Source organism: Hymenobacter sp. YC55 (genome assembly GCF_029433095.1).
Taxonomy (GTDB): domain Bacteria; phylum Bacteroidota; class Bacteroidia; order Cytophagales; family Hymenobacteraceae; genus Hymenobacter.
The window spans coordinates 1-12,254 of sequence record NZ_JARNTX010000007.1 but is presented as its reverse complement, the minus strand read 5'-3'; the positions used below and the strand labels follow the sequence as shown (position 1 = coordinate 12,254).

At 58.8% G+C, this 12,254-nt stretch carries 13 protein-coding genes; 7 read left to right on the top strand and 6 right to left on the bottom strand.

What is annotated here, in order from left to right:
- Positions 1–7: 7 nt before the first annotated feature.
- The 4 genes from P1X16_RS26955 to P1X16_RS26940 form a co-directional block, all read right to left on the bottom strand.
- Positions 8–1,186: an MFS transporter gene (locus tag P1X16_RS26955; protein WP_277235606.1), complete on the bottom strand. Its 1,179-nt coding sequence runs from the start codon at positions 1,184–1,186 to the stop codon at positions 8–10.
- Between the two features lie 73 nt (positions 1,187–1,259).
- On the bottom strand, positions 1,260–1,469 hold the full coding sequence (locus P1X16_RS26950; protein WP_277235605.1) for a hypothetical protein: 210 nt from the start codon (positions 1,467–1,469) through the stop codon (positions 1,260–1,262).
- Positions 1,470–1,995: 526 nt separating this feature from the next.
- Positions 1,996–2,163 carry a hypothetical protein gene (locus tag P1X16_RS26945; RefSeq protein WP_277235602.1) on the bottom strand — a complete coding sequence of 56 codons (168 nt, stop codon included), beginning with the start codon at positions 2,161–2,163 and terminating at the stop codon, positions 1,996–1,998.
- Between the two features lie 184 nt (positions 2,164–2,347).
- Positions 2,348–3,997 (bottom strand): PAS domain-containing protein, encoded by a 1,650-nt coding sequence (locus P1X16_RS26940; RefSeq protein WP_277235601.1) that lies wholly within the window; start codon positions 3,995–3,997, stop codon positions 2,348–2,350.
- Between the two features lie 267 nt (positions 3,998–4,264).
- Between P1X16_RS26940 and P1X16_RS26935 the strand changes: the two genes are divergently transcribed.
- The gene (locus P1X16_RS26935) at positions 4,265–5,479 is read left to right on the top strand and encodes a PAS domain-containing sensor histidine kinase (protein WP_277235600.1); all 1,215 of its coding nucleotides are present in this window, start codon (positions 4,265–4,267) and stop codon (positions 5,477–5,479) included.
- Positions 5,480–6,865: 1,386 nt separating this feature from the next.
- Positions 6,866–7,282, top strand: a complete 417-nt coding sequence (locus tag P1X16_RS26930; protein ID WP_277235599.1) for a hypothetical protein — start codon at positions 6,866–6,868, stop codon at positions 7,280–7,282.
- Between the two features lie 596 nt (positions 7,283–7,878).
- Here the strand turns inward: P1X16_RS26930 and P1X16_RS26925 are convergent.
- Positions 7,879–8,130, bottom strand: a complete 252-nt coding sequence (locus tag P1X16_RS26925; protein WP_277235598.1) for a hypothetical protein — start codon at positions 8,128–8,130, stop codon at positions 7,879–7,881.
- Positions 8,131–8,770: 640 nt separating this feature from the next.
- Here P1X16_RS26925 and P1X16_RS26920 point away from each other — a divergent pair.
- A complete protein-coding gene (locus P1X16_RS26920) occupies positions 8,771–9,409 on the top strand; it encodes a sigma-70 family RNA polymerase sigma factor (RefSeq protein ID WP_277235596.1) in 639 nt (212 codons plus the stop codon).
- Positions 9,410–9,746: 337 nt separating this feature from the next.
- On the opposite strand, the gene P1X16_RS26915 is transcribed toward P1X16_RS26920, so the two are convergent.
- The gene (locus tag P1X16_RS26915; RefSeq protein WP_277235595.1) at positions 9,747–10,601 is read right to left on the bottom strand and encodes a BLUF domain-containing protein; all 855 of its coding nucleotides are present in this window, start codon (positions 10,599–10,601) and stop codon (positions 9,747–9,749) included.
- Between the two features lie 68 nt (positions 10,602–10,669).
- Between P1X16_RS26915 and P1X16_RS26910 the strand changes: the two genes are divergently transcribed.
- From P1X16_RS26910 to P1X16_RS26895, 4 genes are all read left to right on the top strand, one after another.
- Complete coding sequence (locus P1X16_RS26910; protein ID WP_277235594.1) at positions 10,670–10,843, top strand: hypothetical protein; 174 nt, start codon at positions 10,670–10,672, stop codon at positions 10,841–10,843.
- Positions 10,844–10,857: 14 nt separating this feature from the next.
- Positions 10,858–11,349, top strand: coding sequence for a response regulator (locus P1X16_RS26905; protein WP_277235592.1), 492 nt, complete (start codon positions 10,858–10,860; stop codon positions 11,347–11,349).
- A gap of 104 nt (positions 11,350–11,453) precedes the next feature.
- Positions 11,454–11,642, top strand: a complete 189-nt coding sequence (locus P1X16_RS26900; protein WP_277235591.1) for a hypothetical protein — start codon at positions 11,454–11,456, stop codon at positions 11,640–11,642.
- A gap of 134 nt (positions 11,643–11,776) precedes the next feature.
- Positions 11,777–12,254: hypothetical protein (locus P1X16_RS26895; RefSeq protein ID WP_277235589.1), on the top strand; the 478-nt coding region annotated here is incomplete at its 3' end.

Here is a 12,254-nt window from a genome sequence, read left to right as displayed (position 1 = left end):
AAGCATTCTATGCTACCGGAACGGGAGTTGCCGCGGGTTCTGCCTGGCGGGAGCGGCTGAGGAGCACGTACGCGAAGCCTGCCCCAACCAGCGCCATGCCCACCCCCACCACTTCCGGTGAGGTATAGCCATAGCCTGCCGCCAGGGGCAGTCCGCCCAGAAAAGCGCCGAGGGCGTTGCCCATGTTGAAAGCCGCTTGCGTTACGGAAGCGCCCAGCATTTCGGCCCCCTTCGAGCTTTGGATCATGAGGATCTGGATGGGCGCAGCCAACGCCAAGGAGCAGCCGCCGGCCACAAACGTCATCAGTAGCGATAATACCTGATTTTCGGACACGAAAAAGATAATCACCAAGGCCCCGGCCATGGCCAGCAGCAGCACCAAACACGCTGGCACTGGCGCAAAACGGTCAGCCAGCTTGCCCCCCGCTATATTGCCCACGAACATGCCTAGCCCAACCAGCATCATGATGTAGGGCACATAGGGGGCCGGAAAGCGCGAAACCTCGGTCATGAGCGGGGCGATGTAGCTTACCCAGCAAAACAACCCCCCGGTGCCGATGGCGGTGATCAGGATGATCAGCCAGGTATCTAGTTTCTTGAAAAGCGCTAGCTCGGCGCGGTGACTGCCGGCTTTTTTGGCAGGTAAGGTGGGCAGGAAAAAGTAGATGGCCAGCAGCGTCAGCAGGCCTACCCCACCGAGGCCGCCTAGGGCGTAGCGCCACGAATAGTGCTGCCCGATGAAAGTGCCGAGCGGCACGGTCAGCAGATTGGCAACAGTGAGGCCAGCAAACATGACGGAAATGGCCTGCGCCTGCTTGCCTTCTTCCGCCAGCTTGCTCGCTACCACCGAGCCCACGCCAAAAAAGGCACCGTGCGGCAAACCCGACAGCAGCCGGATCACGCACAGGACGGTGTTGTTGGGGGCAAAGGCCGAGAGGGTATTGCAGACCGTGAACAGCAGCATCAGGAGCAACAGCAGCTTTTTAGGCGCCAGGTTGCGACCTAGCTCGGTCAGCAGTGGGGCCCCGATAACCACGCCCAGGGCGTAGGCAGAAATGCCGTAGCCCGCCTGCGGAATCGAGACGTGAAAGTCGCGGGCAACATAGGGCAATAAGCCCATCATGACGAATTCGGTGGTGCCGATGGCCAGCCCTCCCAACGAGAGCGGTAAAAGGTTTTTATTCACAAGGATTTATTAACAAGAACAAGAAGCAGGAAAGACCAGCCAGAGACCGCAGCCACTCTGGGCCGTCGTGTCGCTAGGAGCTCACTTCCAGATGAGTCAAGAGTTCCTCATGCGAGAAGGTACCCCGCACAAACTGATCGAGAACCAGCTGCTGCTTGGGCGTAGGCAGCAGGCGGGTCCCGTGCGTTAGGGTCTGGGCAAAGGCAAGCACGCGGCGCCGGTCTTCCGGGGTAGTGAGCAACGACTGCTGCTGGCGAATCCAGTGAGCAAGGGGTGTAGGCATAATACGAACGAGGAGGCGCTGCTTCGAACTGCTAGAGCGAACACTAGCAGCCGCTACGCCGTTTGGTTATGGTTACGAGGAGTGACGCTACGTCGGAAGAGCGGATCCTTGTCGGAACTGCTTCAGCTGACCACTTGATTTTACACTAGTTGTTCAGAGCCCCCTCTACTGTCCTGCTCGGATTAATCGGAACGGCACGCGTAGTAACGGTAAAGGCCGCCATTACTCCCTTGTCCTGCGTATCGGTAATCGTAGCCATCTAGTTGCTAGTATGTAGAGAAGGAAGACTGTCGCCTCGGATGGCTACTGCGTGAAGAAAGGGCCCGCCTTATGGGACGGGTTGAGCGCTCATACGGCCCACCAAGAATGAAGTTTGCCTTTTATAGTCGCAAGCAGAACTGTAAGTGCTTGTTTTTTAATAATTTATGGTTTTCAGGGGGCAAACTAGCTTCCTTAGCCGAAGTTATGCTAACGATCAAGCCCGCCCCAGAAGAGCGACGCCCCCCGGCTCGTCGTAGTTGATGAGCTATGGACGGCCCCGTACCTCCCCCGCCACGTAGCGGGCGTAGAGCAGCTGGGCAGCGGCCGGGGCTTTCTTGTGCAGACTGGGCACGATGGCTTGCATTTGCTGCAACACCCGCGCGCGTTGCGTGGGGGTTTGCGCATAGGGGCCAAAGCGAACATCGGGTGCCATAGTTAGAACGGGAAACAAGCGCCAGAATACGCTGCCCCAAAGAGGAGGAGGGGAAAGCCGCCACGTGCTGCGGGCAATACGAGAAAACCCTTGCGGACAACACCTAATTCTGGTCCTGCGGTATCCCTCACCGCAACGACCTGCCTAAAGGACCGACCCAGTAGGCCGAAGAGCTCTACCAAAATCAGGTGAGAGGCAGATAGACGCAGAAGGTGCTGCCCTGGCCGAGTTCGCTCTGTACTTCGATCCGGCCGCCGGCATTCTCGATCATGCGCTTGACCATGTAAAGCCCCACGCCGGAGCCCTCCACGTGCGTGTGCAGCCGCTGAAACATGGCAAACAGCCGTTCAGCGCCCCGGTCCAGATCCAGCCCCAGCCCGTTGTCGTGCACGGCCAGCAGGTGGGACTCGCCCTGCTGGTCGTAGGTGATCTCGATGTGGGGCACGCGGTCGGGATGGCGGTACTTGAGGGCATTGCTGAGCAGATTGTAGACGATCGAGCGCAGGTTTTTCTCGGCCAAGGTAAAGCTCACGTGTTCGGGTAGGAGGACGACGACCTGCGCACCACTTTCCGCCACCAAGGGCGCCAGGTCCAACTGCACCTCCGCCACGACGCGGGTCAGGTTGACCGGCGTCGCGGGCCGGTCGTACTCTTTTTGCAAAAGGGAAATAGCCGTCAGATGGTGGAGGGTGCGGCCGAAACGCTCAATAGCTTGTTGCATGAGCTGCAACAGGGCAGGTATTTCCCCTACCTGCCTCTGGACGGGTAGTTCGTGTTGCAACGCGTGCAACAGCCCTTCAAGGTTGCTGATCGGGGCTTTCAGGTCGTGCGAGGCCGTGTAGATGAAGTTGTCCAGGTCCACGTTGGTCCGTTGCAGCTGCTCGTTGGTGGCCGTCAATTCCTGAGTGCGGGCGTGCACGTGGGTTTCTAATTCCTGATTGAGCTGCTCCACTTGCCGGCGGGCTCGCACCTGGTCCGTTACTTCGAACGCGGAGCACAAGATGCCGGTAATGTGGTGCGGCCCGTCGTAGACGGGCTGGTAGGTGATGTTGAAATAGCCTTGGTAGGACTGCTGCGCTTGTTCGATACGCACCAACAGTTCCTGAAAAGCGGCAGTGCGGCCGGTTTCCAGCACATCCACAAAGACTTGCTCGAAGCCTTGGCCGGCCAGGTCGGGCAGGGCGTCAAAGTGCGGACGACCTATTATCTGTGCTAGGGGACGCCCAAAAATTTGCCCCATGCGCGCATTCGCCCATTCCACGACAAAGCGGGGGCCGCGCAGCAAGCCCATCGCCACCGGCGCCTCCTCATAGACGCGCTGCAACTCGGCTCGTTGGCGCTCGGTTTCCGCTAAGGCCGCCTGCTCGCGGGCCTGACTCTCTCGCAACTGCCGCTCCGCCAAGCGGCTGGCGGTAATGTCCTGCACGGACTGGATGATGAAGTGCACCTGCCCGGCCGCGTCGAGCACGGGCGTGTGGCGTGGCTTCCAGTAGCGCTCCACAAACCGGCCCGGGTGCGCCGGGTCAGGCACGTCGTAGTGCTGCGGGGCCATGTCGTGGGGCTGCTTGGTGGCCAGCACCTGCGCGAGCGAGGCGCGCACGTTGGTCACGGCATTGGCCTCGGGCGTCTCGGGGTTATCGGGAAAGGCGTCGAAGATGTACTGCCCGACGAGGAGGTCTCGCTCCGTGAGGGTCGCGGCCAGGTAGTCGTTACTGGCGCCTACAATCTGCCACTCGGGGGAGAGCAATAGAGTGGCGCCAGGCTGGGCGTTGAAGACGGAAAGCAAGTTGGGGGAGAGCAACAGGGTAGTGCCAAGCGAGGCAGTTGGAAGCATGGACAAACGGGACGGCAGCAGGCAACTGGTGGCAGGCAACTAAGTAGGAAACGGGCCGGACGGGGTGGGGTTGTTGAAGGCGGAAGTTCTTCGCGGTGGGTCTCATCGTTCGGAACCCCGCCCAGCAGAACGGGGTAGTACCCTTGCTTGACCTAATTCGCCCTCGTTGACCTCCCGCTAGCGAAGGCACTGCGTTTCGCGTATACTTGATCCTACGCGCTGCTTTCCTCGTGGCAGGCTCTTTCCCTTCGTTATTCCGTTTCTTTAATGGCTTCCCCCTCGTCAACCCCGGCTTCTGCTGGCTCCGAACAGAAGCAGGTCCAGTCCCTGCAGAAAAAAAACACCCGCTTGCAGCAACAGAAAGGGGTGGCCCGCGAGCAAAAAGTGGCGGACGACCGGTACCAGCGCAGCCAGGAACGGTTCCGCAGCGTGTTTGAGAACTCGCCGCTGGGCCAGAAAATCATCGATCCCGACCTGCGCATTCGGCAGGCCAACCAAGCGCTGGCCACGATGCTGGGCCTGAAAAAACCGCAGCAGGTGGTGGGGCGCCGAATCATCGAGTTTGCTCACCCGGACTTTGTGGCGGACTGGCAGCGGCTGCAACAGCAGCTCTGGGCGCACAAGAAACCGCACTTTGCGCTGGAAACCTGCCTCATTCGCCCTGACAAGTCTTCGTTCTGGTGCCGGGTGACGTCGGTGCTCTTCCCCGACGAGGAGGGTGAACTGGGCTACACCACGCTCGAAGACATCACGGCACGCAAGCAGCTGGAGCTGGCCAACCAGCGCCTCTACGACACGCAGGAAACCATGCTGCACCTGGCGGCCCACGATCTAAAAAATCCCATTGCCCACGTCCAAATGATCATCACCTTGCTGCGGCAGAATGCCGGGGTGCGCCGGATGGACTCGGCCACGGAGCGGCAGGAGGTCGAGCAGTTGCTGGCTCTAGCCGAACAATCCTGCGGCACGGCCAACGCCCTGCTGCGCGACGTGCTGTTTCTGGGCCAGTTGGAAGCCACGCGCTTGCAAAAACATCGCACCAACCTGGGCGCCTTCCTCGACAAGCGGGTGGCCGTGCTCCGGCTGGCGGCGCGGGAAAAAAACATCCACCTGCGCCTGGAACTGCCCAAGACCCCGGTTCACGCGGCCATCCACGCCGAAAAGTTTGGCCGCATTCTCGATAACCTGCTCACCAATGCGCTCAACTTTACGCCGGCCGGGGGCACGATTCGCGTGGCCCTACGCCAATTGAAAGGCCGCATTCGCCTGGTGGTGCGCGACACGGGGCTGGGCATCCCGGCAGCGCTGCAGCCCCATGTGTTCGACAAGTTCACCACGGCCGCGCGGCCCGGCCTGTATGGGGACACCACCACGGGCCTGGGCCTGTTCATCACCAAGCAGATTGTGGAGCTGCACCAGGGTAAAATCTGGCTGGAAAGCAAAGAGAACGAGGGTACCACGTTCTATATCGACCTTACCTAACGGACGCCCCGCGGGTTAAAGTGCGGAGAAAGCCCCGTCTTGGCTAAACTTGTGTGCACAAGCCTGCCCCTAATCGAGTAGTAAAGGTGGCGCTTAATAAGGCGAAGCAGGGTCAAGTAAAGCAGAACAACAAACAGGATAGTGCATTCTGCAACAGCCACCTTCGAATAAAAAGACGAGCAAGAAAGAGCAGTCCCTGCTGGTTGTCGGCAGCAGAAGCGCCTAGTTCAGCCCTTCCCGGCATGATAGTAATGGTTCTGCCTTTCCTTGGTTAGTTCCTGCACTAGTAACAACATGGCATCTGTCAGGATCGCTCGATACGTTTCCGCCCTGAGAGAAATTCCGGAGGTACGCCCCCGGCCCAATGACTCATTCTTCTTGCTGACTGCTGTGAGAGACCGCCGCACGGGGAAGCTTTCCTTGCTTTCACGCACGACACGGTCATTGCGTCGAGTCGAGCAAAACGGCAGTTACTTGATCACTTCTTTGTGGGGCAGTTCACGTTACATCAAGTGGTGAATCAACGCGACGCGTGTGTGCCGGGCGAGGCCTCGGCCGATGCGCATGGTGCACGGCGCAACAGGAGCATTCCGGCCACCCGCGCGGATTGCCTACGAAGCGCAACTCCCACGGGATGCTATGCGCAATCTGGCACGTGGGGTGCGAATGATAAACGTCGTTGACCCCAATGCCTCGGTAAAAGGAATGAAAGGGGTAGCTCTTATACATTACTGTTCAGCTATTTTTTAGGCTTAACGGCGGAGCTTAACTGATTGTTTTCCTACTTGAATAGGGTAGCGACAAGTCACTAGACCGCTTTTCTACAAACAACGAAGAGCAATAAGCCAGGGAACCAATAGCCTATTTTTCGTTGGGCAGTAGAAGGTGTCGACGACCTCGTCTCGCAAAAACAGGTGCATGAGGAATCGGGCCACTAGGGTAGCCACACCACATTTCAGCAGTTGCTCCTACAGCTGGCCAACGCAAAATCAATAGGGTACGCTCAGCTGCCGAAAGTACAAGGGCATCAATAAGGCAGTTAGTACATACGGCACCCTGTGCCACAACGACCAGAACTTGTGCCAAGCGCTGGCCATGAATCTGTCCTTGCCTGAGGCGGCCGCTAGCCTGCTTTACGAGCATTTACTTCCTGCCTAGCTCAGGCCCAGTTGATACTAGCTTAGCTTGTTTAATGCGCAGCAGTTGGCGCCTAGATTATCCGAAGCATAACTAGTTGACATGCGGTAGCTTGCGGATTGCTTTTGCAGTGACCTCCAATGTTTTTTACCTTTGTCGGTCCCTACTCGCCTGTTTATTGCCTGTTGCCAGGGCTTGCCGTTTACCTCTTGGTTAGCGTCCAGGGCTCCTCCCTTTATTTGCTTTTCTATGCCGCTTGTTACGCATAGCATTTATTTTGAAAATGCCGCGGGTCAGTTAGGCGAGCACGCGCTGGGCTACGCCGTCGTGCGCTACAAGCCTGGCAAGCGCGAGCTGCTTGATTTTCAAGCCTTGCTCACCCACTTAAGCCACCTGCTGCGCCGCCGGGGCTGGCACAAGGTGCTCTCCGATCAGCGGGCTCTCGCGCCCTTCACCGAGCAAGAGCAGACCTTTATCCGGGAGCGGTGGCGCCAAGGGGGCCCCGGCGGGCACTACGAGAAACTGGTCGCCGTGCTGCTGCCCCGCGACGTTTACGCGCGGCTCTCCGTGCACCTAGTGCTGAATGATGCCCACGAAGGCGACGTCACCTATCATATTTTCGAAGACGAGCTAGCCGCTGGCACTTGGCTTCGGCAAATGCTGTAGTCAGGCCCAGGCCCCTCAGATGGGTACTAATAACCGATGGACTGGCCCAATCATAGGCTAGCGGTCAATAAGCCCCTCGGAAACGAGTCGCGTCACCGGGCCGTTTTCGTTAGGGCGGCCGATCAACTCGGAAAGTGGCGTCCTGCACCGATTAATTATGCACCCGCGGCGCGCCTCTACTTAACACTCGCGTACCGCATCGCGCTATGGCAGCAAGTTGCGCAACTCCGGCAACCGTATCCAATCGACATAGCCCTCCAAACCGCGCGTGGTCGGCTAGCAGCGGAATGCGAGTTTCTACTTACCCGGGGAATCGTAGTGCAATTCGCAGAAGAAGTGGTGGAGATAATAAAGTGTACGGATCTGGTGCACGACTAGGCAGGCGGCCAGAACCTGCCGTGCGCCCACATCAGGGGTAATTGCAGCTCGAGGGGCAGCTCGTCAAACAAGAAGTAAAAACTGACCATTACGTTCAGAAGTTGACAGCGGCAGGCACGCGGCAAGGGGCAGGTACTCATAGGAAAAGTTCGCAGCGGGCCGCGCCATTCGTGCCGAAGCTACTCAGCGATGGGGATAAGAGGCACTCTGGTGGCTGCTTAGCGGCTCGGCAATTCCGGTAAGCAAATGGCCTCGACGTAGGCCTGCAGGCCCAGGGTTCCGGTGAAGGTGGTGACCGCGTACACCATCGGATTATAATGCACTTCGGCAAAGTAGCCCTGGGGCAAGTGATATAGGTTGATGCCTCCGTCCTGGGCGGCGCGCGTCCCTAAAAAAAGGCCTTCCTTAACCAAGATACGGATTTGTTCCAGCAAGGGAAGGGCGTCAAGCACCCACTGGGAGGTCGTCATAACAGCATACTACTGGGCATCGTGTCACGTACGGGACTCGCCCAGGCGAGGTTGAGGGGCAACAAGCTAAAAGACTACTGGGCTTTAACGAGCAGGAGCAGTCTGCCTAAGCGCGGGGGCTCTTGTCAACGGGCGGCCGATTATAATTGCCGCATAAAACAGCCCAACACTGCGCTAACCCAACACCATTTCTCGCATTGGGTGAAGTCAGCAACCGCCAGCACACCGAGCTATTAAAAAATAAATCGTGCGCAGCGCCTGAAGCAAGCCAGCCAACGAGCAAATAAGTGGCATCAACCAAAGAGTTTAAACGGAATGGACCACATAGCCCCCGCTCGGTCTGCGTTGCGCTAACCCTATACAACCCACTCGGGGAAGATTTCGCTGCCTTACGGCGTCTAAGCCCGGCTCTTCACCTGCTTAATGATCAGCGACGCCGACCAAAGTGATGTTACCATTCAATAAAATAACCGAATTGTATTATATCACGTACGCTTCCTCCCCGAGACTCTGACCCGATTACCGGTTAGAATTGCTTTAGGCGGAGCGGTCGGTGCCCGCCCCTGTCTCATTATTAACCTTAGGGAGGGAGTCTGTCGTCTGTCGTCAATCATCATTCCCGTCCGTCGTTGTTGTGCCTATGCCTGCTAATACTACTGCTGAGACTACCCCGGTGGAAACCGACAAAATCTGGTCGGCGCGTGCCCTCCGTGACTTAACGCTGGTCGAAGCCGCCTTACAGGGGCACGCCAACGCCTACGAAGAACTCGTGCAGCGTTACCGCAAGCCGGTGTACTATACGATCTTCAAGATGGTGCGCCAGGCCGACGATGCCGACGATCTGACCAGCGAGACCTTTGCCAAAGCGTTTCGGAATTTGCCGCGCTTTCGGCCCGAATTTGCCTTTAGCACCTGGCTGTTCCGCATTGCTACCAACGCCAGCATCGATTCGCTGCGCCGCAAGCGGCTTAAGACGCTCTCGCTCGCGGCGCTGTCGTCGGCCAGCGACGACGCGGAAGTGGGCTGGAACGTGTCCTGCCCCGATCCCACTCCCCAGGAAGCGATGATCCGCCAGCAGCGGGCGCAGGCGGCGCGGCAAGTCGTGGACCAGCTACCGGCGAAGTACGCCCGGCTGGTTCGCTTGCGCTATTTCGATGAGCTCAGCTACGAGGAAGTGGCCACCGAACTCCACCTCCCGATCGGCACGGTCAAGGCCCAACTATTTAAGGCCCGCGAACTCCTGCTCGAGCTACTACAGGCCAGCAAGCAGTCGCTGTAAAAGGCGTTAATGAACTCGGCCGCGTGGGTTACTTCGGGTACTTGCCCGCCGTAAGGACGGCGCCTCGCTTTTGCTTGGTAGTGGTGGCCGAATGCCAGTGGGCAGGGCATTTGGGAAGTTCTTTCTTCTTTCTCTTCTGATCCGTCATTGAGCCCGCCCCCTGCGGAGTCATTTTGCTCGTGCACCACCCCACGTTTTGCTTGCTGGCCTGTATGCCCACGGTACTTGTTGACACTGATGGCAACACAACTTCCGCTCATTTACGCCCACGGCAACGCCGTGGGCGCCGCGTGAACGCCTATCCGACTCATTACTAGGTCAGTGGAAACTGTAGGGATTAGCTATACGACCTTTCCAGCGCCCCACCTACGTCCTGCAATACCACTTCGAGCAGCAGGACCCCGCCCACCACTGGCGGGTTCAGCGCCAGCTCAAATAAGCCGATAACGGCCGGCGCCGTGTCGCGGCCTAACGCCATGCGCCACTGGGCAAAGTGGCGGGGACGCGCGCGGGCTTCGCTGACGGTGACGACCTGCGAGTGGCGCGGATCTTGTTGAATCCGGGCATATAGCGCCCGCACGTCGGCTTCCGCACCCTCGAGTACTTGAACGAAGCACCCTTTCCAGTACACGAGTATCCCCGTAACCTGCACGGCTGCGTTGGCTTGCCGGGCATGGCTGAGCAAACTTAATAACTCAGCTTCCGGCAGGGGCCTGGTGGCTTGGCTGCGGTACACCAATTGAAAGACGCGGTCCGGTAACTCGCTGCCCGCCCGCAGCGACGTCGGCAAATTTTCCCGCAGCAGGGTGCGTACTTTCTCTTCGGTCAGGGGCTTGGAGACGATACCCGCGATAGGCAAGTCCTGCAGGCGTTCCAGGTCGGCTCCGTGCAGGCTCGTGGTAAGCATAACCACAGCCACCCGCTGCTGCTGGACGGCAGGCAAGTGCTGGTAGGCTTCCAAAAAGGCAAAGCCATCGAAGACCGGCATGTTCACGTCCAGCAGCACCAACCAAAGGCCCTGATCCGCTGGAGCCGGCGGGGCCAGTACGTCTTGCAGCAACTGCCAGCCTTCGGCGCCGTTTTCGGCCACGAGCAGGTGGTCAGTCAGCGCGAGGTGGCGCAGCAACCGCGCACTGAGAAAAGTGCTGGTTGTGTCGTCATCCACTAAGAGTATACCCGCTAGGTGGCGCATGAGTTCGTCGTGTCGTCTTCCAATCTACTTCTTATACCTCTTAGCAGAGCGTACGGCGCCTCGGGAGAATGGATGCCAGGAAAGAGTTATCCTACGACGTGACCGACCAAGTGCTCGCCCGCCGGCAGGTCGAGCAGCTCAACCAGGCGCTGGAAGGGCGGGTGCAGGAGCGCACCACGGATCTGCCCTTGCTCGAAGCCGCTGCCCACCTGCTCTACCACCCGCTGCACCCCAACCCATAAGCTTTCCCCGCATCGTGCGCGTGCTTTCTTGTATCCTGTTGGTGGACGATAATAAAACGACCAACTTTCTCCACCAACGTCTACCAGGGCGCTTAGCAGTGGCTCAGCAGCTAGTGGTGGTTACGAACGGTCGGCAGGCGCTGGATTATCTGACCTCCCACAAGGGAGAGGCCCAGCATCCGTCCCCAACGCTGATTCTGCTGGACCTGCGGATGCCGGTACTAGATGGGTGGGCTTTTTTGGAAGCGTACCGGCAGTTACCCTGGGCGCAGCGCCAAGCGCCCGTTTTCGTGTTGGCGCTACCAACGCTCAGCATCGCCGAGATAGAGCGTCGCTGCGCTTCTTTCCGGCACCCCATCCCATTACGCTTCAACCGTAGTTTGGCTAGTATGGCCCCGCCCACACCCCGCGCACCGACCACTTGCGCCCGGTCATTGATTTTCTGCTGGCCCAGGGCAACCGCCCGGCCCAGTGGTGGCATGAGGAAGAGTGTTAACAGAAATTAGGTATTCTCCGCAAGGGCTTTCCCGTATCATCCGCAGCACGTTGCGGCTTTCCTGCGCTCACCTTTGGGTTAGCGTATCCCGGCGCTTCCTTCCGCTATGTTCATATGGCCTCTGATGCTCGCTTCGGCCCCTATGCCCAAACCCCCGCGCAGCGGGCGTGGGTGTTGCAGCAAATGCAGGCCGTTGTTCCCGGCTTGCCAACAAATGCCGTGGCCCAGCCGCTCTATGCCCGCTACGTGGCTGGGGAGTTAAGCTGGTTGGAAGTCTACTACGCCCTGAAAGCAACTCCTTGAGCTCCCTTTGGCGCCCCACCCTGCTCCGACGGTTGCTGGCGGAGCCACCGTTCAAGCCCAGGTTAAGGCGAAGGTCGCTTCTGCCAAAGAGCAGCGGGTATGTCTGGTCAGGAAACTAATCTGCTACTACTTTTATGACAAAGCTTACAATTGGGGTTATCGACTTAGTGTGCAAAGGGCCTACCACCACGTTGTGGGCCCGCGCCATGCACGCTAATCTAGCCAGCATTATGCCCCAAGTAGTGGCTACTTGGTGCGAAGAGGAAGGGCACGACGTGAAGCTGATTTGCTACACGGGCCTGGAAGATTTGCGGAAAGAGCTGCCCAAAGGCGTTGATTTGGTGTTCATTAGTGCCTTCACCGAATCGGCGTTGCTGGCCTACGCACTCAGTAATTACTTCCGCAGTCAAGGCGCCGTAACGGTGCTCGGTGGTCCGCACGCCCGGTGCTATCCGGATGATGCGGTGCAGTACTTCGATTTCGTGCTGGGCTTCACCAACCAAGGCACCATTCAGGAGGTGCTCCACAACTGTCAGCCGCAACGCCCCGAGGGCAAGCACCTGTCGGCGGGCAAGCAACCGAGCCATTTGCCGGGTGTGCGGGAGCGGTGGA

Bases quoted from the DNA above. Each gene is read 5' to 3' on its own strand.
- P1X16_RS26950 (WP_277235605.1), bottom strand. From the start codon at position 1,469: ATGCCTACACCCCTTGCTCACTGGATTCGCCAGCAGCAGTCGTTGCTC.
- P1X16_RS26910 (WP_277235594.1), top strand. From the start codon at position 10,670: ATGGATGCCAGGAAAGAGTTATCCTACGACGTGACCGACCAAGTGCTC.
- P1X16_RS26945 (WP_277235602.1), bottom strand. From the start codon at position 2,163: ATGGCACCCGATGTTCGCTTTGGCCCCTATGCGCAAACCCCCACGCAA.
- P1X16_RS26915 (WP_277235595.1), bottom strand. From the start codon at position 10,601: ATGCGCCACCTAGCGGGTATACTCTTAGTGGATGACGACACAACCAGC.
- P1X16_RS26940 (WP_277235601.1), bottom strand. From the start codon at position 3,997: ATGCTTCCAACTGCCTCGCTTGGCACTACCCTGTTGCTCTCCCCCAAC.
- P1X16_RS26900 (WP_277235591.1), top strand. From the start codon at position 11,454: ATGGCCTCTGATGCTCGCTTCGGCCCCTATGCCCAAACCCCCGCGCAG.
- P1X16_RS26930 (WP_277235599.1), top strand. From the start codon at position 6,866: ATGCCGCTTGTTACGCATAGCATTTATTTTGAAAATGCCGCGGGTCAG.
- P1X16_RS26920 (WP_277235596.1), top strand. From the start codon at position 8,771: ATGCCTGCTAATACTACTGCTGAGACTACCCCGGTGGAAACCGACAAA.
- P1X16_RS26925 (WP_277235598.1), bottom strand. From the start codon at position 8,130: ATGACGACCTCCCAGTGGGTGCTTGACGCCCTTCCCTTGCTGGAACAA.
- P1X16_RS26935 (WP_277235600.1), top strand. From the start codon at position 4,265: ATGGCTTCCCCCTCGTCAACCCCGGCTTCTGCTGGCTCCGAACAGAAG.